Genomic DNA, 23,505 nt, shown 5'->3' on the forward strand with positions numbered 1-23,505 from the left:
GTTCAGCGCCCGGCCTTCTCCGCGCACGGCACGCACAGCTCGGCGAACGGGCGCACCTCCAGGCGGCCGGGCGGGATGGGCCGACCGCAGCTCGCGCAGCTGCCGTAGGTGCCGGCATCCCACCGGTGCAGCGCCTCATCGAACCGATGCACCTCGTCGGCAGCGGCGTCCGCCAGCGCCGAGAGCCGCGACCACTCCGACGACAGCGTCACGCCCTCGGGGTCGTGCTCGTCGTCGTCGTTCGAGCCCCGCCGGTCGTGCACGAGCCCGGCCAGGGCGGATGCCGCGGATTCGGCGCGTGCGACGGCATCCGCTCTTCGCGCGGTGAGGCTCTCGCGACTGATCGGACTCATCCTCACACCCTAGACGTCGGCATCCGCGACCTCCCTTGCCCCTCATCCGCCGGTGCGTGACGATGGAACGAGGCCACCGACGCGAGGAGACACCATGCAGCTGGGAATGATCGGACTCGGACGGATGGGCGCGAACATCGTGCGCCGCCTGATGCGCGACGGGCACGAATGCGTCGCCTACGACGTGAACCAGGAGGCGGTCGCCGAGCTGGCCTCGGAGGGCGCGACCGGGGCGTCCGACCTGGCCGACTTCGCCGCGAAGCTGCAGGCGCCGCGTGTCGTGTGGATGATGGTGCCCGCCTCGCTGACGGGGACCGTCGCCGACCAGATCGCCGAGGTGCTCGAGCCCGGCGACATCCTCATCGACGGCGGCAACTCCAACTACCGCGACGACGTGCGCCGCGCCAAGGCCATGCGCGAGAAGGGCATCGAGTACGTGGACGCCGGCACCAGCGGCGGGGTGTTCGGCCTCGAGCGCGGGTACTGCCTGATGGTCGGAGGGTCGGATGCCGCGGTCGCCCACATCGAGCCGCTGCTGAAGACCATCGCGCCGGGCGTCGGCGAGATCGAGCGCACCCCCGGGCGCACCGGTGAGCTGGCCCCCGAGGAGCAGGGCTATCTGCACTGCGGTCCGTCGGGTGCCGGGCACTTCGTGAAGATGGTGCACAACGGCATCGAATACGGGATCATGGCCGCGCTCGCCGAGGGGCTGAACCTGCTGGAGAACGCGGACGCCGGGGTGCGCGAGGCGGAGCACTCGGCCGAGGTCGCACCGCTGGAGGAGCCCGAGTTCTACCAGTTCCCGATCGACACGTCCAAGGTGTCGGAGCTGTGGCGGCGGGGCTCGGTGATCTCGTCGTGGCTGCTGGATCTGACCGCGACCGCGCTGCACGAGAACCCCACGCTGGACGGACTCGCGGGGCGGGTGTCGGACTCCGGCGAGGGCCGCTGGACCGTCAAGGCGGCGGTGGATGTCGGTGTGCCGGTGCCGGTGCTGGCGGCATCGCTGTTCGAACGGTTCGCATCGCGCGACGAGGATCAGTTCGCCAACCAGGTGCTCTCGGCGATGCGCCTGCAGTTCGGCGGGCACAAGGAGCTGCCCGCCGGTGACAAGCTCGAGGCGGGTGGGCGCAAGTCCGACGCGGGGTGACCCGCGGCGCTGCCGCGCGTGGCACGGGCGGCAGCGTCGATGTGGCGCATATGGTCGCATCCACCCGTGCCGATGCGGCGTGTTGCGCCACATCGGCCCGGGGTGCCGTCGGCCCAGGGGGGTGGGGGCGCCGCGCGTCAGACTGTGAGGATGCGCCCGGTGACGATGCCTTCGACCGAGCGCACGTAGGCGTGGGCGATCTCCTCGTCGGTGACCGGGCGGTGGCCGGGGAACGAGGCGTGGTAGGCCGGCGAGCTGGCGAGCACGTCGGGTGAGACGGCGTTGATGCGGATGCCGCGGGGCGCCTCGGCGGCGGCGGTGATCACGAACGATTCGAGGGCGCCGTTGGCCATGGCCGCAGCCGCACCGGTGGCGATCGGCTCGCGGGCGAGCACGCCGCTGGTCAGCGTGATCGACCCGCCGTCGCGCAGGTGCGGGAGGGCGAGGCGCACGACGTCGATCTGCGCGAGCGTCTTCGACGTGAACGCCCCGGCGTAGTCGTCTCGGGAGAGTTCGCCCAGGGGCTTGAACGGGACCGATCCGACGGCGACGACGACCGCGTCGACCTCACCGGTCTCGGCGAGCAGCCCGGCGATCGATTCCGGATCCGCGACGTCCACGGCATGCTCGCTGCTGCGCGAAGCTCGTAGGACCTCGTGCCCGCGGCTCTCGAGTGCGCCCGCGACGATGCCCCCGATCGTGCCGGTCGCTCCGATGACCAATGCCTTCATGATCTCTCCTCCGGTTGTCGTTCTGCGGCCGCGCGGCGCGCGCCGCGCTGTGTCTCAGCCGAACAGCAACGTGAACGCGGTCGCGCCGCCGCCGCCGACGATGAGTGCGATGATCGTCACCCACGCGACGAGGCGGATGCGACGGCTGCGGCGTTCGCCGAGATCGCCGTAGTCCTCGTCGGTGTCCATGATGTCGGTCACGCCACGGGCTCGGCGACCGTGGGCCCGAACACGGCCGGCAGCGTCGCGCGCGAGGTCTCGCGCAGCTCGGCCGCGGTGACGGTGAAGACGTCCTGCACCTCGAGCGCGGGCTCCGTGTCGGTCACGCCGATGCGCAGCACCGGGTATCCGCGGCCCTCGCAGAGCCCGCGGAACTTCACGTCGTCCTCGCGCGGGACGGTCACGATGACACGGCCAGTCGATTCCGAGAACAGTGCGGATGCGGCATCCACGCCGTCGCGCTCCATCAGCTCGGTCAGCCAGACGCGCGCGCCCACGCCGAAGCGCATGACGCCCTCGGCGAGGGCCTGCCCCAGGCCACCCTCGGACAGGTCGTGGGCCGAGGAGATCAGCCATTCGTCGCGTGCCGCGCCGATCAGACCGGCGAGGCGCTTCTCACCGGCGAGGTCGACGGCCGGCGGACGACCGCCCAGGTGGCCGTGGATGACGTCGGCCCAGGCCGAGCCGCTCAGCTCGGTGGACGTGGTGCCGAGCAGGTAGATGTTCTGGCCCGCGTCCTGCCAGCCCGACGGGATGCGGCGCGAGACGTCGTCGACGATGCCGAGCACGCCGACCAGCGGGGTCGGGTGGATCGGCACGTCGCCCGTCTGGTTGTAGAACGAGACGTTGCCGCCGGTGACCGGGGTGCCCAGCTCGTAGCATCCGTCTGCCAGGCCGTCGACAGTCTGCCCGAACTGCCACATGACCTCGGGGTTCTCGGGCGATCCGAAGTTGAGGCAGTCGGTGATGGCCGTGGGGGTGGCGCCGGTGACGGCGACGTTGCGGTACGCCTCGGCCAGCGCCAGCTGCGCTCCCGTGTACGGGTCGAGCTGGCAGTAGCGGCCGTTCGCGTCGGTGGAGATCGAGAAGCCCAATCCCGACTCCTCGTCGACGCGGATCATGCCGGCGTCGTCGGGGAAGGCGAGGGCGGTGTTGCCGAGCACGTAGTAGTCGTACTGGTTGGTGATCCAGCTGGTGTCGGCCAGGTTCGGCGAGGCGACCAGCTTGAGGAACTGCTCCCGCAGCTGTGCGGGTTCGTCGGCGCGCGGGAGCAGCTCCGCGGCATCCGCCTGCAGCGCGTCGATCCACGTCGGGTAGGCGACCGGGCGGTCGTAGACCGGCCCGTCGACGGCGACCGTGGACGGGTCGACATCGACGATGCGCTCGCCCTGCCAGTCGATGACGAGGCGTCCGTCGCCGGTGACCTCGCCGAGCACGCTGGTCTCGACCTCCCACTTGTTCACGACCGCCAGGAACGCGTCGAGCTTCTCGGGCGCGACGATCGCCATCATGCGCTCCTGCGACTCGCTCATGAGGATCTCTTCGGCGGTGAGTGACGGGTCGCGCAGCAGCACGTTGTCGAGCGAGACGTGCATGCCGCTGTCGCCGTTGGCGGCCAGCTCGCTGGTGGCGCACGAGATGCCGGCGGCGCCCAGGTCCTGGATGGCCTCGACGAGCTCGGACTTGTACAGCTCGAGGCAGCACTCGATGAGCACCTTCTCGGCGAACGGGTCGCCGACCTGCACGGCGGGCCGCTTGGTGGGGCCGGTGGAGTCGAAGGAGTCGGATGCCAGAATGCTGGCGCCGCCGATGCCGTCGCCGCCCGTGCGGGCGCCGAAGAGCACGACTTTGTTGCCGACGCCGGTGGCGTTCGCGAGCTTGAGGTCCTCGTGACGCAGCACGCCCACGGCCAGGGCGTTGACGAGGGGGTTGGCCTGGTAGACGGCGTCGAAGACGGTCTCGCCGCCGATGTTCGGAAGCCCCAGGCAGTTGCCGTAGAAGCTGATGCCGGCGGTCACGCCGTGCACGACCCGCGGGGTGTCGGGGTGGTCGATGGCGCCGAAGCGCAGGGCATCCATCACCGCGACCGGGCGGGCGCCCATCGAGATGATGTCGCGGACGATGCCGCCGACGCCGGTGGCCGCTCCCTGGAACGGCTCGATGAAGGAGGGGTGGTTGTGCGACTCGGCCTTGAAGGTGACCGCCCAGCCCTCGCCCACGTCGATGACGCCGGCGTTCTGGCCCATGCCGACCATGAGCCGTTCCTTCATCTCGTCGGAGACCTTGGCGCCGAACCGGCGCAGGTAGTTCTTGGAGGACTTGTAGGAGCAGTGCTCGCTCCACATGACCGAGTACATCGCGAGCTCGCCCGACGTGGGGCGGCGACCGAGGATCTCGCGGATCTTGGCGTACTCGTCGTCCTTGAGGCCCAGGGCGCCGTAGGGCTGCTCCTTCTCGGGCGTCGCGATCGCGTTCTCGACCGAGTCGGGAACGTGCTGGGTGGGGGTGTTCGGGGTGGTCACGCGCACTCCAAGAGGAAGGGGCCGGCGGGGCGGGTCCAAGTCTACCGGGGCGCACACGGCCCGAAGCGGCGCGCGATGTCACTCGGATCCGGTGGTGGACTCGCGCGTCGGGACCGCCGCCGCGACGCGCGCGGAGAGGGTGGCCGCCGCGGTGGCGAGCTCCGGCGGCCCGACGATTCGGAACGGCGCGTCGAACCGGGCGACGGAGGCGAGTACCCCGGTCCACGACCAGGAGCCGATCGTCACGGCGCAGGAGCGCTCGTCGATCGCCCGAAGCTCACCGTCGCCGACCCAGGGCGCGATGTCCGCTGCGGGAAGCTCGAGCACGACCTCGCCGACGCACGGCCACCGGTCCTCGGTCTGGGCTCCCTTGGCACGTGCGTTGAGGTAGGTCTGCGCGTCGGCGGCGGGGAGTGGACGCCGGGTGAACCCGGGCCCGGTCGGGGTGCGCGGGGTCATCCGGTCGAGGCGGAACGTCCGCCAGCCCTCGCGATCGAGATCCCACGCGAGAAGGTACCAGCGGCCGTGCCTGGCGACGACGGCGTGCGGCTCGGTGCGACGCGGTGGCCTGTCGTCCCCGCCGTCGCCGTAGGCGAAGCGCAGGGTCTGCCGATCGCGTACGGCGGCGCTCGCCGCCTCGAATGCGGTGCGGTCGACGCGTTCTGGGGTGCCGGTGGTGGTGAAGCGGATGCCGTCGATGCGGTGGCGCAGGTGCGAGGGCATCACCTGGCGGATGGTCGCCAGCGCGCGCGCCGCGCCGTCGTCGAGGTCGATGCCGGTCTCTGCGAAGCTGTGCAGAGCGATGGCGATCGCGACGGCCTGCTCCTCGTCGAACAGGAGGGGCGGGAGTTCGGACCCGGCCGCCAGGCGATAGCCACCGTAGGGTCCTTTGATGGCGCCGATCCGATAGCCGAGTTCGCGAAGCCTCTCGACGTCGCGCCGCACGGTGCGCGGGCTCACGTTCAGGCGCTCGCTGAGTTCGCGCCCCGGCCAGTCGCGGGGGACCTGCAGGAGCGAGAGCAGGTTCAGCATGCGGGACGGGCTTGTGATCATCTCTTCAGTCTGCCCTCGGTTGAGGACACGATCTGACCGCTACTGCGGGAATCATCGGTGATGACCGGATCGCCGGTCATCCCATCCACGAGAGGACAGCTCATGACGATCACCACCACGACGCACCTGAACCTTCCCGGCACCGCCCGCTCGGCGCTGCAGTTCTACCAGTCCGTCTTCGGCGGCGAGGTGACGCTCGCGACCTACGGCGACGTGGGGATGCCGGCTGATGCGCCGGGCGCAGACCGGGTCGTGTTCGGGCAGCTGGAGGCGCCCGGTGGGCTGCGGCTGATGGCGTACGACGTTCCCGGCCTGGAGCCGGAGGAGGATGCCGCGGTCTCGACGCGGCGCGAGAACGGCATGACGTTCACGGATCGGCCCTTCTTCCAGTCGCTGCGGGCGGACTCGCTCGATGAGCTTCGCGGTCTGTGGGAGGCGCTGGCCGAGGGTGCGGTCGTCATCGAAGACCTGGCGTCGTCGGCGTGGTCGCCCGGGTTCGGGATGCTGGCCGACCGGTTCGGGGTGGTCTGGGTGCTCGACGTGCGCGCCGCGTAGGCGGCCGCCGGGTTCGGGTCGGTTGCTCCGCGGTCCGGTTCTGCGGGCGGGCGGCTCTGCGGCCAGTTCGGTTCTGCGTGCGGGCGGGCGGTCGGTGCTCAGCCGGTGACCGGATCGCGACGCCGGTCGGGCCGTGGCGCCGGCCGGACCGCGACGCCGGCCGGACCGTGGCGCCGGCCGGACCGCGACGCCGGCCGGACCGTGACGCCGGCCGGACCGGGACGCCGGCCCGGCTCGGCGGTTCTGCGGCTCGCCGGTGCAGCCCGACCACCCGTTCGGCCGACTGCCGGGTCGCTCAGCCGGTCGGCGCGGGTCTCCGCCGCATGAACAGCCGCGCCTCACCTGGTCGGTCTGAATCTTCGCCGCGCCGGGTCGCTCAGCCGGTCAGCGTCGGTCCCCGCCGCATGAACAGCCGCGCTTCACGCGGTCGGTCTGAATCTTCGCGGCGGCGGGTCGATGCCGGCCCAGGCGTAGGCGAGCGCAGCTCGGCGGTGCAGGACGGTCTCCCGGCCGTCCGGGTGCTTCAGGACGAAGTCGTCTTTGCCGCGCCGCGTGATCCGCCAGCCGTGATGGTGCAGGTTCATGTGATGGAACCGGCAGATCAGGATGCCCCGGTCGATGTCGGTGCGGCCTTCGTGCTCAGCCCAGTGGTCGGCGTGGTGCGCCTCGCAGTACGAGGCGGGCCGGTCGCAGCCCGGCCACATGCATCCGCCGTCGCGCACGGCGAGCGCGATCCGTTGCCGCGGCGTGAACAGCCGGTGCTCTCGCCCGACGTCGAGCGGGTTGCCGCACGCATCGACGGTCACAGGAACGTGTCCGCTGTCGCAGATGCGCTGATCGGAGGCGGCGGAGGGCAGGGTCGTCAGGCCGTCTTCGCTGTGTGCGGTCGGCGCGGTGGCGCCCGATGCGTCGACCACCTGCACCAGCCGCACCCCGGCCTGCCGGGTTCCGAACACACTCTCGGCGTCGGCCAGGGTGCCGGCGCGCAGCACGTCGAGGAACAGGTCGTACGCGAGCTGATCGTTGGTGCGCTCGTCGTCGGTCAGCCGCGTCGCGCGCTCGCGTTCGGCGGAGTCGACGAATCGCGGCCCGCCGCGCCGCGGCCGCAGCGCGCTGTCGAGCACGGTCTGCGCGAACAGGCCACCCTCGTCGTCGAACAGGAACGAGCCGCGGCGGTTGCCGTCGGCATCCGTCCAGAGCCGGAAGCTGCGTCGCTCGAACCGCTCCAGGAAGCGGCGATGCGCACCGTCGGGGTCGAGCCGGTCGCGAAGGGACCGGGCGGCACTGCGCAGCTCCTCCAGCGATCGGACCCCGGCTTCGGTGACGAGATGTTCTGCGGCTCGCGACCAGGCCTGCCGGGCGGCGGACGCCGAATCCGCACCGCCATCGTCCGCCGCGGCTCCCCACGCGTCGACGGGCGGCTCCCCGAGCGCGCTGCGGATCGCGTCGTGTTGCGCGGTCGTGATCGTCTGGGCGAGCAGTGCGGCGGTCAACGGTGCGTGCCAGGGCGGACCGCCCTCGCATGCGGGCGGCTCGCCGTCGGCATCCGTCGCCTCCGTCGCGCCGTCGACATCGGCGCGCGCACGGGCATCTGTCCCCGCGACGTCCGGCGCGTGCGCCCCGAGCAGCGATTCGCCCACGCGCACCTTGCGCGCCGCATCCGCTCTTCCCGCTCCGGTCAGCTGCTGCACCAGCGAGACCGCCGTGCGGTGCCCGCGCGCCTGGGCGAGACCGGAATGGCCCGCGTCGCGGGCGGAGCGCGAGGCGATCACCCCGACTGCAGCGACCTGCGCGAGCTCGGCGCAGCGCACGATCGCCGCCGCCGCTTCGGCCACCGAGACGGCGTCCGCGTCGCTCAACTCTGCAACGCGCGTGGTGAGCTCGCCGGGTTCGACGTCCGCGCCGATCAGCGCGACCAGCGCGGCAGCGCGGTCGGTGATCTCGGTCGCGAATGTCATGCTTCCAGTATCGAGAGGGCCTCCGACATTCGAACAGAGTTCCGAACGACGACCCGGTCAGCCAACCTCGGCGGAACGCGAGCGAAGCCCGGCACACGCAAGGTGCGCCGGGCTTCGCTCCCGCTCGGGGCGTCCTGGGTCAGAGGTCGACCTTGCCGCTCTCGCCGCCGTCGGGGCTGTCACCGGTGAGCTTCGCCTTGACGAAGCTGAACGCCGCGGAGATCTTGCCGCCCGGCATGTTCCAGTACTCCGCGGAGTCGGCCGTGAACTTCAGCACGCCCACATCGGGGTCGTCCGGGCCGTCGGGGAACCAGGCCTCGACGACCGGATTCCACAGCTCGTCGACCTTCTGCCGATCCTCGACGAGCCGCGCCATGCCCGAGAGCGACACCCAGGAGTCGTCCGAACTGAGAGCCACGTTCGCCGCAGCATCCACTGCCTGAGTCGCCCCCGGCGACGAGGTCATGGACACGAGGAACCACAGGTCGCCGTCGAACTCCGCCTCCTGCACGGTGAGCGGTCGCGAGACGAGCTTGCCGTCGGGGTCCTGCGTGGTGAGCATCGCGAAGCGGAAGTCCTTGATGAGATCGGCCAGCTTCTTGCGGTCATCCGTCATGTCGGTCATGTCGTCGCACCTTTCTGTCGGATGCACCACGATGCCCGTCCCCGCTCGGTCGGGCGAGGGGGTTGTGAGACCCGGCGAGGCCCGCTAACCGGAGGATGGTGCGTTACTGCACCGACCACCCGCCGTCGGATGCCAGGATCGCGCCGTTGATGTTCACGGCGTCGTCGCTCAGCAGGAAGGTGATGGACGCGGCCAGGTGCTCGGCGGTCGCCAGCGACGGGATCGCCTGCTGGAACGGCGCGAGGCGCGCGGAGCCGACCTGGGACATGTTCGGCGGCATCGGGATGCCGGTGGCGACGCCGCCCGGGGCGACGGAATTCACCCGGATGCCCTTGGGCCCGTACATGAACGCGGCGGACTTGGTGACGCCGATGATGCCGTGCTTGCTGGCCGTGTAGGCGTTGCCGGATGCGTTGCCGCGCAGGCCGGCTTCGCTGGCGACGTTGAGGATGCTGCCGCGGCCGGCCTTCTCCATCACGGGCAGCACGGCGCGCATGAGTCTGAACGGTGCGGTGAGGTTGATCGCGATCACGCGATCCCACACGGCATCCGTGGTCTCGCCTGCGGGTGAGAAGTCGTCGTTGATGCCGGCGACGTTCGCGAGGGCGTCGATGCGGTCGCCGGCGGCGGCGATGACGGCGTCGATCGCGTCCTGCTGGGTGAGATCGCCGGCGACGGTGACGACGTCGGGCAGCTCGGTCTTGAGGGCATCCAGCTGGTCGGCGGAGATGTCGGCCGCGATCACGCGCCCGCCCTCGCGCGCAATGCGCGAGGCCGTCGCCTTGCCGATTCCGGATGCTGCGCCCGTGACGATCACGGTCTTTCCGGCGAAGCGTCCGGCGGTGATGTTCTCGACCCAGCCGGTGGGCGCGGCGTCTTCGGGGATCTCGCCGCCGTTCGCGGTGCGGACGAGGTCGTCGACGACCGACTGCGGCAGGGCGCCCTGGCTCATGGCGACGAGCTGCTGCAGGGGGAGGCCGAGCACGGGGGTGAGCAGCTCGGGGTCGGCGCCGGTCTTCTCGAACAGGTTCTTGATGAGATCGCCGCCCGTCGGGTCGTTCAGCCACTCGCCGATGGTGGAGTGTGCGGTCAGTGCCATGATGTCTCCTTCTGTTCGCCGTGCCGGTCGCCGGGGCTTTCGCCTCTTCGCTATAACGCAACGCACCGTCTCGTAATTCCACTGTACGCCCGATAGCCTGAATCCGTGCCCCGTCCCCGCAGTGAGAAAGCCCGGCAGTCGGTGCTGGCATCGATGCGCCGTGCGCTGACGGCGGAGGGTTACGCGGCGGTGACGATCGAGGGGCTGGCGGCAGAGGCGGGGGTGTCTAAGCAGACGATCTACCGCTGGTGGCCGTCGAAGGCGGCGATCCTCGGCGAGGCGCTGCTGGAGGGCGAGCTGCCCGGGGCCGACGTGGAGGTTGCCTTCACGGATGACCTCGCCGCGGACCTGCGGGCCTGGTTCTCGCTGCTGTCCGACCAGCAGGGAAACGCCGCCAACGTCGAACTCGCGCGCGCTCTGATCGCGGTGACCGCGACGGATGCCGAGCTCGGCACGGGCCTCAACGAGCGCCTGGCGGCGCCGATCCGCGACTGGGTGACCAGGCGGCTCGCGCTCGCCGTCGAAGCGGGCGAGGTTCGGTCGGATATCGATGCCGAAGTCGTTGCCGACCAGCTCGTGGCCATCGCGAGCTACGCGGCGCTGCTCGGCCGGCCGCTGGGGAAGAAGCGGGTCGAGGAGACCGTGCGCGTGATGATGCGGGGGATCGGGGCCTAGGGAGGATCGCTGGATCTGGTGCGCTCGTGGGTGTTGCCAGCCGCGGCGAGGTTCGCGGCGTGAGCTGCGTCCAGGGACTACGCCCGCAAGCACTTGGAGCCGTTCGAGCAAGCAAGAATGGCCCCTACCTGCCGGTCAGCATGACGATATCGCTGACCGGCTCGGTAAGGGCCGGACCGCCGACTCGGCTCGTCGGCTTCTGTTCCAGGTTGTGCGCGACGCTGAGGCCGGCGGTCCTATCTCGGTGTAGCTCCGCGAGCGGGCACGGAGCGGCCGTCAGCGCACCTTGACCCTCGTCTTCGTGGATGCGCGCTCACCATGCGCATTGCTCAGCGTGGCGGTGTACTCGTAGGATCCGCGGCGCCGCCCTCGGAGTACCACGGTCGCGGACTGCTTGCCTGACGACGTCGGTGCGAGAATCTCGATTCGTGTCGGCTTGCCGTTCTCCTCGAGCCGGAGGGCCGTCGCCTGAGCGCCGTTGCGCATGTCGACCCGGATGGCGATCCTACCGTCGACCGAGACGGAGCCGCGCAGCGTCGCCTTCCCGGGGGCGGCCTCGGCCGGGGCTGTGCCGATGTCGAGGCCGTAGTACATCCGTGGCGCGCCGTCCAGCACGACGCCGACGCGGCCGTCGGTCGTCTGAAGCGTCTTCGCGCGACCGATGGCGTCGATCTCGGTGACCGTGCCGGTGACACCGAAGCCGTACTCGGTCTTCGTGGTCCAGGTGTCCACCCACGGCTCCTCGGCCGGGAAGAACGATCCATCCCGCGTGCCCTGCGTGTTCAGCAGGTAGCCGTCGGCTCGTGACCACAGCACCGTCAGCGGTCCGCGTGGCGTGTCGAAGAGAAGGCCCCTGGCATCGTCCGGAAGATCGAGCCAGCGCACGAAGGTCGCGCCGTCCAGCTGCTCCGCCGCGTTCGCGAGCGCCAGCAGATGCGGCTTCGGGCTGAGATCGCGAAGCAGCAGCCCGTAGTGGTACTCCGGATTGTCCGGGTTCGCACCGGAGGGGTTCGCCTTGACGTTGTCGTAGAACTGGAACCACTGCATCGCGTCGACGCCCTTGGTCATCGCGAGGGCCGACGTGAGCAGGGTGTTCTCGGCGGCGTGGCGATAGGTGTCGTGCCACCACGAGTTCGGCTTCGTCGGCGTGTACGCCTCGGTGAGCCAGAACTCCATGTCCGCTCCGCCGTACTCGTCGATCTGGCGTCGCGCCTCCGTCAGCGCACCGTAGAAGTTCCAGTACGAGCCGTTGCTCTCCGTTCCCCAGTCGGCGGGGGCGGGAGCGTAATCGGGTGTGTAGTTGCCGCGGCCGGGGTGAAGGTTGAACGCGTGCGCCTTGTCGGCGAGTCCGGCGTCGAACATCTTCTTCGCGTAGACGTCGTCCATGCCGGCGAGCGCCACAGGGATGAAGCGGATGCTGGAACCACGGCGGTCGATCTCCGCGCGGAACGCGCTCGCCCACTTCTGAACGTACTTCTCCGCACCGACGCCTTTTCGCACGCCGCCGCGCATGTTCCATTCGTTCGCGCACTCGTAGTGCGTCGCCTGCGCGGCTTCGGCGAGGTCCAGTTCGCTGCGCACGTACGCCGTGAGGGCGGCGGGGTCGCCGTCGAACTCGTCCAGCGAGGCCGGTGTGCGAAGGCGATGCTGGCTGAACCCGTACGTCGCCAGCTCGGCCGCGGTGAAATGGGCGTGCCGGCTCTTGCGCAGCCCGATCCGGTGGATCAGCTCGCGCTCCGCGACCGGTCCGCGCAGATAGTCGGCGGACAGACCGAAGAACGTCGGCGCGTCCGAGAACTCGTACGGGGGCAGGACGGCGACGTTCGTGCGCTCGTACACCGTGTCGGCGCCCGCCGTGATGGTGAGTTCGACGAACGCGATGCCCCGGCCGGGGAGCGACACACCCAGCTCGTCGGTCACCACGGAACGTGCGGCGGCCGCGATCCGCTTCGACCGCTCGGCGACGACCTTGCCGTCGAAGTCGCGAGCGACCCAGGCGAATGTCAGTTGACGTGCTCCCCCACCGTTGTAGGCGTCGGCATGCACGATCATCGGCGTCTTGGAGGAGGTCCAGATGTTGAACGGACGATCGGAGCTCAGCTCGACGGCGAGTGCGCGAGCCGAGGCGATCGCCTCGACGACGGCCGGGCGCTCATCCGGCGAGCCGAGCACGACGCGGGCCGTGGCGCGGTAGACGCCCGGCGACACCGCGGCTGCCGGCAGGTGGATGGCCCGGTTGTCCCGCCAGCCGGAGTTCGCCCCCGGGGCCACGATGGAGAGGGCGGCGTCCCCGCGCCGCTGCACGAACATGGTGCGCGCGTTGGCCTGATAGGGGATGCCCCCTCTCTCGTCGCGGATCCAGTCGGCCGGGCCATGGAAGGTCTCGGTGACCGTTCCCGCCGGCACCGGTTCGCGCCGCATCATGCCTGTACTCGCACTTGTCGAGCCGGGCAGGGCGATGTCGTAAACGATCTCCAGACTCCGCCCGCGCGGCGTGAAGGTGCCGCGGACAGACGAACCTGCCGGTGCCGAGGCCGGCACGTCCCAGGTCACGATGAGCGCAGGAGCGCCGTCGGGCGCTGTGCCGAGCGCGCTCGTGCCCGTGACCAGGTTCAGGGCGCCAACCCGATATCCGGTGAAGCGCTGGACCTGCGTCCCTGCGGCATCCAGGAGCGTCACCCGGCCGCCGTCTGCGCGGATCGAATAGCCTGTGCCGGAGAGCACGAGATCCGTCTCCTCCAGCGCGGCGGCGGGTGAGGCGTCGAGCAGCAGCTGTGCGCCGATCACTCCGACCGCAGCCGTTGCGATCAGCTGCCGGCGAGTGAGCCGCAGACGTCCCGGGATGCCGAAGGCGGCGCCGGTGGCGGGGGTTTCACGTGCATCTTCGGACATGAGTTCTCCTTCTTCCTGATCTGCCGTCAGCCCTTGACAGCACTGGTCATGCCCACGCCGCGTAGGAACTGCTTCTGGAACACCAGGAACAGCACCACGGGAATGAACACGGCGATGAAGAGTCCGGCCATGAGGAGCGAGATCTCCGAGGTGCCGGACAGACGGGGCAGTGACACGGACAGCGGCTGGAGTGCGGTGTCCGTGAGCACGAGCATCGGCCACAGGAACTCCTTCCAGGCCGCGATGATCGTCAGCAGCGACACGACCCCGAGGATCGGGCGCGACAGCGGCAGCACGATGGACCACAGCACCCGCAGCGGGCCTGCGCCGTCCATGCGCGCCGCCTCGAAGAGCTCGCGCGGCAGCGCATCGAAGAACCGCTTGATGATCACGATGTTGAAGGCGTTCGCCGCGGCCGGCAGCCAGACCGCCCAGTACGTGTTGAGCAGGCTCCCGCCGGTGAGCGGCAGCTCGAGGATCGTCAGGTACAGCGGGACGAGCGAGACGACGCTGGGGATGAACAGCGTCGCGAGGATCAGCGCCGACAGCACGTTGCCCCACTTCGGCCGGAGCACGGAGAGGACGTACGCCCCGGTGACGCAGACGAACAGCGTCGCGACCCAGGATCCGAGGGCGAGGATCACCGTGTTCCAGAGCGACTGCCCCACGGCCAGCTGCGTCCAGGCCTGCCCCATGATCTGCGGCTGGAATCCGCCGGGCCAGAGGCCGAACGGGTCGCGCACCGTGTCCTGGGCGGTGGAGGTGGCCGCCTTGAACAGCCACGTGATGGGACCTGCCCCGACGACCACGAGCGACACGGCGACCAGCACTTCGATCGTCCGCAGAGCCCATTTCACGACCGGTCGCTGCAGATCCCGGTCGGAGATGACCGTGCGCTCTCGGGGTTCCGCGTCGCGCTTCCTCCGACCGCGGTGGGGGGAAGCGACGATGGCGCGGGTGCCCTCCTGCTCGAGTGAGGTGTTCTCGGCGATGCTCATCAGTCCTGCCCCAGCTTTCGGGTCGCGAGGTTGTACACGGCGGCGAACAGCGCCAGCACGACGGCCAGCAGAACGCTCAGCGCGGTGGCGGCCCCGTAGTCGCCGCTGACGAAGGCGTAGTTGTAGATCAGCAGAAGCACCGTGAGCGTGGCGTTGTCCGGGCCGCCGTTGGTGAACAGGAACGGACCGGAGAACACCTGTGCGGTGCCGATGACCTGCAGCAGGATCAGCACGACGATGATGCCCCGGATCTGCGGCAGCGTGATGTGCCAGATGCGCCGCCAGATGCCGGCGCCGTCGAGCTCGGCCGCTTCATAGAGGTCGTTGCGCACGCCGGTGAGGGCGGCGAGGAAGATGATCACGTTGGTTCCGGCGCCGGCCCAGGTGGCTTCGAGCACGAGAGAGGGTATCGCCGTGTCAGCGGCGTTCAGCCAGGGCAGCGGGCCCAGTCCGAACCATCCGAGCACGGTGTTGAACAGGCCGGTCGACGACGGGTCGAAGAACACCTTCCAGAGCAGGATCGACACGACCGGCGGGAAGATCACCGGCAGATACGCCAGCACGCTGTAGAGGCCGCCGCGAGCGCGCAGCTCCGACATCGAGACGGCGAGGATGATCGGCAGCGGGAATCCGAGCACCAGGCACAGCAGGCCGTACCAGAGCGTGTTGAGGATCGCCTTCGGCAGCAGCGGGTCGCTCAGCACGTACTCGAAGTTCTCCCAGCCCACCCAGTCGGCGGCCTGGACGAAGTTCGTCTGCTGGAAGCTGAGCACGAGCCCCGAGACGATCGGTCCCCAGGAGAAGTACAGGAAGATGAGCACGACGGGCAGAGCGATGACGATCGCCCACAGCTGTTCCCTGCCGAAACGGATCCGTCGGCGTCGTCCGCGCGGCTGCGGCGGGCGCGCGGCGTGCGCCGCAGCATCCGTCACGCCGTGCTCCGGCTGGGTCAGAACGGTCATGGCGTCCCTTTCACAGTGCGATCGGGGGAGGGAGCCGACGCGGCTCCCTCCCCCGCGAGGTCATCGCGCGGCGCGCTCGACCTTGTCCTGCGCGGCGGCCGCCGCGTCGGCGAGCGCCTTCTCGATGTCGGTGTTCTCGTCCGTCAGGACCTTCTGGATGACGGAGTCCAGGATGCCGTAGACATCCTGCGCGGCCGTGATCGGTTCGCCCTTGAGCTCCACCTCGGCCAGGTTGTCGTTGTAGGCCTGCACGTTCTCCTGCGGGACGTTGATGAACTCCGCGACCCAGTCCAGGTAGTTCTCGTACAGCTCCGGCGCGACAGGGCTGACGCGCGGGATGCCGACGCTGCCGCCGTCCGCGGCGGTGGCCTCGGCCGCGGTCTTCGCCGCCTCCTCATCGCCGTACAGCGAGAGGTCGACGAACTCGATCCACTTCACCGCAGCCGCCTTCTGGGCGTCGGTCGCCTTCGGGCTGACGATCTCCACGGAGCCGCCGGCGAGGACCTGGCCGTCGAAGCCCGGTCCGGTGGGAACCGGTCCGATGCCGACGACCGCGCGGTCCATGCCGTACGTGTTGATCACCGCGCCGTACGAGCCGGACGGCGCGGTGAGGAACATGCCGATGTTGCCGGCGCCGAACTCCTTGCCGATGTCGCCCATGTTGTACAGGAAGTTCGACCCCATCGAATCGTCCTCCCAGCGCATCCGGTGCAGGTACTCCAGCGCCTGGGTGGCCGGCGCGTCATCGAAGGTGATCTCCGTGCCCTCGTCGTTCTCGATGCTGCCGCCCATGCTGTAGATCTGCGCGGTGAGCATCCAGCCGCCGGTGTTCTCGGTCGACATCTGCGCGTAGCCGGTCTTGCCCGTCTTGTCGGCGATGACCTTGGCGTACTCGGCGACCTCGTCCCAGGTCTCCGGGGGTGAGTTCGGGTCGAGTCCGGCCTGCTCGAACAGGTCGCGGTTGTAGTAGAGCCCGATCGCATACGGGTTCACCGGCACGCCGAACTGCTTTCCGTCCTCGTCCTGTGCGATCGTCGCCGACTGCGGATTCAGCTGCTCGGAGATGCCGGCCTCCTCGAGCTCCTCCGTGATGTCGGCGACCTGTCCCCGGGCGATCAGGCTCTGGATCTCGGTGAACGGCACCTTCAGCACGGTGGGCAGCGTGCCGCCGGCGACGCCGGCCTGGAAGGTCTGCGCCTCCCACACCTGCTCGATCGGCTCGATGTTGATGTCCTTATGCATGTCTTCGAACTTCTCGACCCGGGCGTCGAAGACCGCACGGGCTGCCTCCTGGTCAGCCGTCGGGTAGTCGCCGACCTGGATCGTCACCGGGCCGGACTCCTCCTCGGGGGAATTGCCGGCGCCAGTGCTGCAGCCGGTGAGGACGAGTGCTGAGACGGCGGTGATGCCGAGGATCGCTCGTGGTGCTCGGTGGGGTTTCATCCTTGAACTCCTTGATAGGTGCGTGGTGGGTAGGTGGGTGGTGCAGTGTGTGATTCAGGCGGACAGGGCGAGACGCTCCTCTTCCACGGTGTGCAGAAGAGGTGCGCCGGTCAGGAAGCGGTCGACCTCCGCAGCCGCGAGCGCGCCGAGGCGCGCCTCCTCGGTGCCGAGGCTGCCGGCGACGTGCGGAGTGATGAACGTGTTCGGGAGGGTGAGCAGCGGATGGCGGTCGCGCAGCGGTTCGGGCTCGGTCACATCGAGGAGCGCGAAGAGGTCGGGGCGGCGTTCGAGCACGGCGGCGAGTTCGTCGTTGTCGACGAGCGCACCGCGGGCGGTGTTGATGAAGGTTGCGTGCTCCGGCATCCGCAGCAGAAGGTCGGGGGTGATCATTCCGACGGTGGATGCCATGAGCGGCGCGTGCAGCGAGACGACGTCCGAGCGGGAGAAGAGCTCGTCGAGCTCGGTCTTCTCTGCCCCCAGCGCGGCGCATGTCCGGGCATCGGTGTGCGGGTCGAACGCGAGCACCTGCACGTCGAGTGCGGCGAGACGCTCGGCGACCAGACGGCCGATGCGCCCGATGCCGACCAGTCCGATCACGGCGCCGTCCACGCCGCGCACGGCCGCACGCTGGGCCGCGGCGGCGCTGGTGCGGCTTTGGGCGGCCAGCCGCCATGCGTTCTTGAGGGCCAACTGCACCTGCGCGAGGGTGAAGTCCGCCACCGAGACGGCGTTCGCGTCGGCAGCCGTGGAGACGCGGATGCCGCGCTCCCAGACCGCGTCGGTGACGAGTTCGCGCACGCTGCCCGCCGCGTGGGCCACGAGGCGCAGCGCCGGCAGGGCATCCAGCGCGGCCTCATCCAGTCGGGGGGTCCCCCACCCCGTGATCAGCACGCTCACGTCCGTCAGCGGTGCGTCGCCGCTGAGCGGGCGCAGGGTCTGGGTGTCGAGGTCGATCAGATCCGCGTTCCTGGCGACGACGGCGCGGGCTCGGTGGTCGAGCACGGTGTGACGCCACGGCTGCCCGAGGCACGCCGCGACGACCGGGCGTTCTCCGGTGCCTGCTGCGCTGATCGCGGTCATGGGCTTCCTCTCGGGCTTCGTTGCGCCGGAGTATTGCGTCCGACCTCTGGAGTCTGCGTCAGCGGCTCCGTAACGATCAACAATCCAGGGTAAAACGATCGCAAACGATCCAGGGTGTGGGTTCTAGAGTGCGCGGACGTCGACGTGCAGACTCTCCGAGCGCGGGGTGAGACTCATCCGGGTGACACTCGCACCCCACGATGCACGGAGCATCGGATCGTCGAGCGGGATCTCCTCCCACTCGGCATCCGCGTCGGCGGTCAACAGCGCGCGCGCCTCACCCGAGTCCGGCCCGATGAGGGCCCAGCCCTCCCCCTGCGGTCGCGGAGGACGGGCCAGCATGAGGACGACCGTCGGTGCGGCATCCGCGCGCCATTCCTCGTCGATCCGGATGCCGCCGGCGATGCGGGCGAAGGTCCTGCGCCACGAGTCGAAGACGCCGGCCGGGTAGGCGCCGGCGAGATCGAGCGAGAACCGCCAGGCGTCATCCGCGTCGGCGGACACACCGCTGGCGCGGTGGCGTGCGCCGACGCCCTGTTGAGCGCCGCCGGCGCCGAGCGGCACGCTGTGGAACTCCGAGCGGGTGAACCACTGCTCGTACCGGGCATCCGTGAAGCTCGCCGCGGTGTACAGGCCGGAGCCGACGTCGATGATCAGCGGCTCGCCTCCGCTGCCGATCACGAAGCTGCCGACGTCCAGGTGATTGTGCGGCTCGTCGTTGTGACCGCCCTTCGCGACGAGGCGCAGTGACCCGCTGTCCGCGGCGAACACCTCGGTCTCGGACAGCCAGCGCGTGCCGGTCCTCATCGGCTCCGACGCGGGAGCTGCGGCGCACCACTCGTCGTCGAAGAAGGCCGCCAGCGCTCGACCGAGCGGCAGCGGAAGCAGGACGGGCGGCTGTGCTCCGCGCATGACCCTGGCGTACCGCCGGATGTCCTCGTCGCCCACCGCGGCACCGAACCGGAACAGCAGCTCAGGGGAGTACCGCTCGTTCATCGATCCGCCGCTGCGCGCGAGCGTGCGGCCTCGGCCGTCGGCGAAGGCCGCGTTCCACACGCCGTCTCCCAGGCCGACCACAAGCGGATACTCGGCTGTCCGGTGCAGCAGGTCGCTCGAGAGGACACCGGCCGCGGCACCCGGGTCACCGAGGCCCAGGAGTTCGATCGCTTCGAAGAATCGTGCGCCCGACTGCCACCAGTACATGATCCCTTCCGGGCAGCCGCCGTCCTGCGGAACGTTGCGCGCGTAGGCGTCGAGGCTCTCGACAGCGGCGTGCAGCACTGTCACGATGCCGCGCCCGTCCGGCGGCGGGGTGAGAAGCGCGGCGGTCAGGACGTTCGAGACGATCCACGGGTTCCAGTTGCTCGCCAGGCCGAACCAGAAGTACTTCCTCGCGTCGCGCTCGAACGGGGCGATGACCCGACGGTCGACCTCGGCGCTCACGGATGCGGCGAGTCCGCCCAGCCGGCGTTCGTGGATCGACAGCGTCCAGGCGAGGAGCGCCGCCGTCTCGGCTGCGAACAGGTCGACGACGGGGTGATCGGGATCCGGCAGCTCGTCGACGTCCCCACCGGGCTGCCGATTGTGCGCCGGAACGCACCAGGTCGTCTCCGTGAGGATCGTCCGGATCGCCTCCTGCAGCGTCTGCTCCGTCGCAGGGCCCGGCGCGAGGGCAGCGGCAAGCGCGGCCAGCGTCAGGCGCCGCCTCCTCTCGAAGTACGGCGTCTCATACGGGCGCCGCTCCCCGTCGCGGTGAAAGGCGAGCCACTGCTCCTCGGTGAGCTCCGGGGCCGGGGTGCGCGCTGCCTCCGCCGCGGCGGCCAGCACGGCGGCGGTGCTCTCGGCATCTCTGCCCCGCCAGCGAGGATCGCCGGCCGAAGGGAACGGCCGGTACGGCGCTCCGGCCGCGATGCGCGGCAGGTCGAAGGCGTGCAGATCCGGGGCGGCGTCGGCCATGTGAACGACGGTAGCGCCACCGGTCGCCCCGACCGGAACGAAGTGATCAAACGATCACGAATGATCTGAGCTGTGGTTACGATGGGCGCGTCGGTCGAGATGCGACCGAATCGAAGGAGCCCTGCGTGATCGCCGCCGAACGCCGAACCGCCATCCTGCGCGAGCTGCGCCTGCGGGGAACTCTGACCGTGGCCGAGTTCGCCGGGCGTCTGGGGATCTCGCCGATCACGCTGCGCCGCGATCTCGCCGAGCTCGAGAGCGAGCGACAGCTCGATCGCGTCCACGGCGGAGCCACGCTCGTCGCTCCGCAGCAAGCCGAACCGGCGGCGGCACCGCGCTCGGCCCGCCAGCTGGCGGCGACGTTCGGTATCGCTCCCCGGGGCACTGGGGGCCCGGTGGCGACGATCGGCATGATCGCCCCGACCCACGGCTACTACTACACCGAGATCATCGCGGGCGCGAAAGAGGCCGCCCGTCTCGCCGGCGTGCGGCTGGTGCTCGCGATCTCGGATTACAACCTCACCGAGGAGCGCCGGATGTTCGAGAGGATGCTGGCGCTCGGCGTCGACGGCGTCCTGATCACTCCGAGCAGGTCGGAACTCGCCGACAGCCCGCTGCGCGAGCTGATCGAGTCGTCCACGGTGCCGGTGACCGTGCTGGAGCGGGTCTGGGAGTTCCCCACCCGGGATCGGGTCGTCGACTCCGTGCGCACCGACCACCGGCATGGTGCGGAGATCGCGCTCGCCCACTTGACCGGGCTCGGCCACCACCATGTCGCCGGCTGGTCGTTCGACAATCCGCACTCCGCGGAGATCCGCGCGGGCTTCGAGACGGCTGCCAAGGCGGCCGGATGCCAGGTGCACCGTCCGACGTTCGACTACGGGCACGAGGACTGGGACAGCGTCGACATGCGCAGCAACGTGCGCCGGTATCTCGAGGAGGCCGTCAACGAGGGGGTGACCGCGGTTCTCGTGCACCCGGACGAGTTCGCCCTGCAGATGGCTCAGGAGGCCGCGGCCATGGGGATCGGCGTTCCGGAGGAGCTGTCGATCATCGCCTACGACGACGAGGTCGCCGGGCTCGGCGAGATTCCGCTCACCGCCGTGGCGCCGCCGAAGCGATCGCTGGGGTTCGTCGCCGTCGACGCGTGCCTGCGCGGCATCGCCCATGCCGGCCCGACGGTCGAGGAGTTCCCATCGCAGCGTGTGCGGCTGCTTCCGGTCCTCCGGGTGCGTGAGTCGACGTCGCCGCCTCCCGCGGCCGGGACGCGTGAATTCCGACCGCGTGATCACTCCTGATCGTATCGCCGACCATCCGCCGCGGTATCGCGAGGATCGTCTCATGCCCTCGTTCTCGCTTCGCCCCGCCCTGTCCGTGATGAGCCGACGGATGCGTGTCGTCGTGATCGGCCGAGACGGCCGCTGATGGCGTCGCGAGAGTTCGAGTGGGTGAGCGGAGAGACGACGCTCCGGTTCACGCAGGGCTCTGATGCTCCCGTCCAGTGGACCGGCTTCTGCCTCGATGGCGGCCCGTCTGCGATCCGCGCGCATGCACTGGTCGACGTGTTCACGGCTGTGGAGCAGCGCGAGCGGTCCAGTCAGGCCTTCCTGGGGTCGGCGATCGGCGAGCGTCTGAGATACCTCTCGCATGCCGTGGACGACTCCGGACTCGAGATCCGCCAGCTGGACGAGGCCGGTGGCATCGAGGTCGTCTCCCACCTCATGACGGCCGGTGCTGCGGGAGTGCAGTGGTCGCACACGATCCGCAACGTGGGCACGAAGACAGTGACGCTCACGGCGGCCAGCTCGCTCACCCTGCAACTCGCCGAGGCCGACGATGTTCGGCTGCTGTCGGCGGCGAGTGACTGGCTCGCTGAAGGCCGCTGGCGCGAGTCGACACTCGCTGACGTCTTGCCCGACCGCGCTCTCCATGCCCACGGCCAGGCCGGCCGTGCGCGCTTCGCAGTGTCGAGTCACGGCTCCTGGTCCTCAGGCGAGCACCTCCCGATGGGCGTGCTGGCCCGAGCATCCGGGCCTTCCATCGCCTGGCAGATCGAGACGAGCGCCGGCTGGTGCTGGGAGCTCTCACAGACCGAGGCATCCGTCGTCCTCGCCGCAGCCGGACCCGGCGATCTCGAGCACCAGTTCGCGGAGCACCTCGAGCCGGGGCGCTCGTTCACCACGGTTCCCGCTGGGGTGGTCATCGCGAACGGCGATCGGGATGCCGCGCTGGCAGCACTCACGAGGTACCGGCGGGCGGTGCGCCGCGAACGCCCCGTCGACCGCACGCTGCCCGTGGTCTACAACGACTACATGAACACGTTGATGGGACAGCCGTCGACCGAGGCGCTGCTGCCCCTCATCGATGCGGCAGCGGATGCCGGCGCGGAGGTGTTCTGCATCGACGCCGGCTGGTTCACGGACGCCACCGAGTACTGGAGCGCCATCGGCGTGTGGGAGGAGGCGCCGACCAGGTTCACCGGCGGCCTCGCAGCTGTGATCGATGCGATCCACGCGCGGGGGATGCGCTCGGGGCTGTGGCTCGAGCCCGAGATCGTCGGTGTGGACTCCCCGGCCGCGAAGAGTCTTCCCGATGAAGCGTTCTTCCACCGATTCGGCGAGAGAGTGACAGAGGCTCGGCGGCACCACCTCGACCTGCGGCATCCTGCCGCCAGGGCGCACCTCGATGAGAGCATCGACCGCCTGGTGCGCGAGTTCGGTGTCTCCTACTTCAAGCTGGATTACAACATCAACGCCGGTGCGGGCACGGACCTCGACGCGGCCGGCGCCGGAGCGGGCCTGCTCGGGCACACCCGGGCCCTGCGCTCCTGGCTCGAGGACGTGCAGGAACGGCATCCTGATGTCCTGATCGAGAACTGCGCCTCCGGAGCGATGCGCGCGGACCAGGCGCTGCTGTCCGTCACACATCTGCAATCGACCAGCGATCAGCAGGACGCGGCGCGGCTCGCGCCGATCGTGGCATCCGCGCCAGCCGGCATCCTGCCCGAGCAGTGCGGCAACTGGGCGTATCCGGCGGCGTCCATGTCCGACGGTGAGACCGCCCTCACCCTGGTCAACGGGCTGGCGGGGAGGCTGATGCTGAGCGGGTTCCTTCCCGAGCTGCGCTCGACGCAGCTCGACCTCGTGGGCGAAGCGTTCGCCCTGCATCGGCAGTGGCGCCCGCTGCTCGTCGACGCCGTTCCGGAGTGGCCTCTCGGCCTTCCCGGATGGGAGGACGACGTGTGCGCCCTGGTACTGCACGCCGGTGAGCAGACGCTCGTGTGCCTGTGGTCGCGAGGCGACCGCCAGCACGTCACCCTGCCGGGACTCGGACGCGAGGTGCGCTCGGCGTTCCCGGCGAGGGCCCCGGGGTGGGAGATCGCCCGAGACGGCGACGACCTCGTCGTCGCCGTGCCTGAGGGCCCCGATGCGAGGGCGCTGCTGATCTGAAGCC

General features: G+C 70.0%; 19 protein-coding genes. 5 read left to right on the top strand and 14 right to left on the bottom strand.

Going from position 1 to position 23,505, the window contains the following annotated elements; translation table 11 throughout:
- Positions 1–2: 2 nt before the first annotated feature.
- Complete coding sequence (locus ACFWHT_RS00860) at positions 3–353, bottom strand: TraR/DksA family transcriptional regulator (protein ID WP_378824570.1); 351 nt, start codon at positions 351–353, stop codon at positions 3–5.
- Between the two features lie 94 nt (positions 354–447).
- Here ACFWHT_RS00860 and gnd point away from each other — a divergent pair, with 94 nt between their 5' ends.
- Complete coding sequence (gnd, locus tag ACFWHT_RS00865; RefSeq protein WP_378824572.1) at positions 448–1,503, top strand: phosphogluconate dehydrogenase (NAD(+)-dependent, decarboxylating); 1,056 nt, start codon at positions 448–450, stop codon at positions 1,501–1,503.
- A gap of 137 nt (positions 1,504–1,640) precedes the next feature.
- Here the strand turns inward: gnd and ACFWHT_RS00870 are convergent, their stop codons facing one another.
- The 4 genes from ACFWHT_RS00870 to ACFWHT_RS00885 all read right to left on the bottom strand — a co-directional run bounded on the left by ACFWHT_RS00870 (position 1,641) and on the right by ACFWHT_RS00885 (position 5,809).
- The gene (locus tag ACFWHT_RS00870; RefSeq protein ID WP_378824574.1) at positions 1,641–2,234 is read right to left on the bottom strand and encodes a short chain dehydrogenase; all 594 of its coding nucleotides are present in this window, start codon (positions 2,232–2,234) and stop codon (positions 1,641–1,643) included.
- Between the two features lie 54 nt (positions 2,235–2,288).
- Positions 2,289–2,435, bottom strand: a complete 147-nt coding sequence (locus tag ACFWHT_RS00875) for a hypothetical protein (protein ID WP_378824576.1) — start codon at positions 2,433–2,435, stop codon at positions 2,289–2,291.
- The gene (gene purL / locus ACFWHT_RS00880; protein ID WP_378824578.1) at positions 2,432–4,756 is read right to left on the bottom strand and encodes a phosphoribosylformylglycinamidine synthase subunit PurL; all 2,325 of its coding nucleotides are present in this window, start codon (positions 4,754–4,756) and stop codon (positions 2,432–2,434) included. Before purL ends, ACFWHT_RS00875 begins: the two co-directional genes overlap by 4 nt.
- Positions 4,757–4,834: 78 nt before the next feature.
- The gene (locus ACFWHT_RS00885; RefSeq protein ID WP_378824579.1) at positions 4,835–5,809 is read right to left on the bottom strand and encodes a helix-turn-helix transcriptional regulator; all 975 of its coding nucleotides are present in this window, start codon (positions 5,807–5,809) and stop codon (positions 4,835–4,837) included.
- 102 nt (positions 5,810–5,911) lie between these two features.
- Here ACFWHT_RS00885 and ACFWHT_RS00890 point away from each other — a divergent pair, with 102 nt between their 5' ends.
- Complete coding sequence (locus tag ACFWHT_RS00890) at positions 5,912–6,364, top strand: VOC family protein (protein ID WP_378824581.1); 453 nt, start codon at positions 5,912–5,914, stop codon at positions 6,362–6,364.
- Positions 6,365–6,783: 419 nt separating this feature from the next.
- Here the strand turns inward: ACFWHT_RS00890 and ACFWHT_RS00895 are convergent, their stop codons facing one another.
- The 3 genes from ACFWHT_RS00895 to ACFWHT_RS00905 form a co-directional block, all read right to left on the bottom strand.
- Positions 6,784–8,322, bottom strand: coding sequence for a DUF222 domain-containing protein (locus tag ACFWHT_RS00895; protein WP_378824583.1), 1,539 nt, complete (start codon positions 8,320–8,322; stop codon positions 6,784–6,786).
- A gap of 139 nt (positions 8,323–8,461) precedes the next feature.
- Positions 8,462–8,947: a pyridoxamine 5'-phosphate oxidase family protein gene (locus ACFWHT_RS00900; RefSeq protein ID WP_378824585.1), complete on the bottom strand. Its 486-nt coding sequence runs from the start codon at positions 8,945–8,947 to the stop codon at positions 8,462–8,464.
- 103 nt (positions 8,948–9,050) lie between these two features.
- Entirely contained in the window at positions 9,051–10,046 is a 996-nt protein-coding gene (locus tag ACFWHT_RS00905) for an SDR family NAD(P)-dependent oxidoreductase (RefSeq protein ID WP_378824587.1), read from the bottom strand.
- 105 nt (positions 10,047–10,151) lie between these two features.
- On the opposite strand from ACFWHT_RS00905, the gene ACFWHT_RS00910 reads away from it, so the two are divergent.
- The gene (locus ACFWHT_RS00910; RefSeq protein WP_378824589.1) at positions 10,152–10,721 is read left to right on the top strand and encodes a TetR/AcrR family transcriptional regulator; all 570 of its coding nucleotides are present in this window, start codon (positions 10,152–10,154) and stop codon (positions 10,719–10,721) included.
- Positions 10,722–10,997: 276 nt separating this feature from the next.
- Here the strand turns inward: ACFWHT_RS00910 and ACFWHT_RS00915 are convergent, their stop codons facing one another.
- The 6 genes from ACFWHT_RS00915 to ACFWHT_RS00940 all read right to left on the bottom strand — a co-directional run bounded on the left by ACFWHT_RS00915 (position 10,998) and on the right by ACFWHT_RS00940 (position 20,052).
- Positions 10,998–13,613 carry a hypothetical protein gene (locus tag ACFWHT_RS00915; protein ID WP_378824591.1) on the bottom strand — a complete coding sequence of 872 codons (2,616 nt, stop codon included), beginning with the start codon at positions 13,611–13,613 and terminating at the stop codon, positions 10,998–11,000.
- Positions 13,614–13,639: 26 nt separating this feature from the next.
- Entirely contained in the window at positions 13,640–14,611 is a 972-nt protein-coding gene (locus ACFWHT_RS00920) for a carbohydrate ABC transporter permease (RefSeq protein WP_378824593.1), read from the bottom strand.
- Positions 14,611–15,573, bottom strand: coding sequence for a carbohydrate ABC transporter permease (locus tag ACFWHT_RS00925; RefSeq protein ID WP_378824595.1), 963 nt, complete (start codon positions 15,571–15,573; stop codon positions 14,611–14,613). Before ACFWHT_RS00925 ends, ACFWHT_RS00920 begins: the two co-directional genes overlap by 1 nt.
- Before the next feature lie 60 nt (positions 15,574–15,633).
- Positions 15,634–17,016 carry an ABC transporter substrate-binding protein gene (locus ACFWHT_RS00930; RefSeq protein WP_378824596.1) on the bottom strand — a complete coding sequence of 461 codons (1,383 nt, stop codon included), beginning with the start codon at positions 17,014–17,016 and terminating at the stop codon, positions 15,634–15,636.
- Positions 17,017–17,070: 54 nt separating this feature from the next.
- Positions 17,071–18,096, bottom strand: a complete 1,026-nt coding sequence (locus ACFWHT_RS00935; protein ID WP_378824598.1) for a hydroxyacid dehydrogenase — start codon at positions 18,094–18,096, stop codon at positions 17,071–17,073.
- Between the two features lie 123 nt (positions 18,097–18,219).
- Positions 18,220–20,052 (bottom strand): hypothetical protein, encoded by a 1,833-nt coding sequence (locus ACFWHT_RS00940; RefSeq protein ID WP_378824600.1) that lies wholly within the window; start codon positions 20,050–20,052, stop codon positions 18,220–18,222.
- 125 nt (positions 20,053–20,177) lie between these two features.
- Here ACFWHT_RS00940 and ACFWHT_RS00945 point away from each other — a divergent pair, with 125 nt between their 5' ends.
- Both ACFWHT_RS00945 and ACFWHT_RS00950 read left to right on the top strand, forming a co-directional pair.
- Positions 20,178–21,350 (top strand): substrate-binding domain-containing protein, encoded by a 1,173-nt coding sequence (locus tag ACFWHT_RS00945; RefSeq protein WP_378824601.1) that lies wholly within the window; start codon positions 20,178–20,180, stop codon positions 21,348–21,350.
- Positions 21,351–21,476: 126 nt separating this feature from the next.
- Entirely contained in the window at positions 21,477–23,501 is a 2,025-nt protein-coding gene (locus ACFWHT_RS00950) for a glycoside hydrolase family 36 protein (protein ID WP_378824602.1), read from the top strand.
- Positions 23,502–23,505 lie beyond the last annotated feature (4 nt).

The organism is Microbacterium sp. NPDC058342 (assembly GCF_042723935.1).
In the GTDB taxonomy this organism is placed as follows: Bacteria; Actinomycetota; Actinomycetes; order Actinomycetales; family Microbacteriaceae; genus Microbacterium.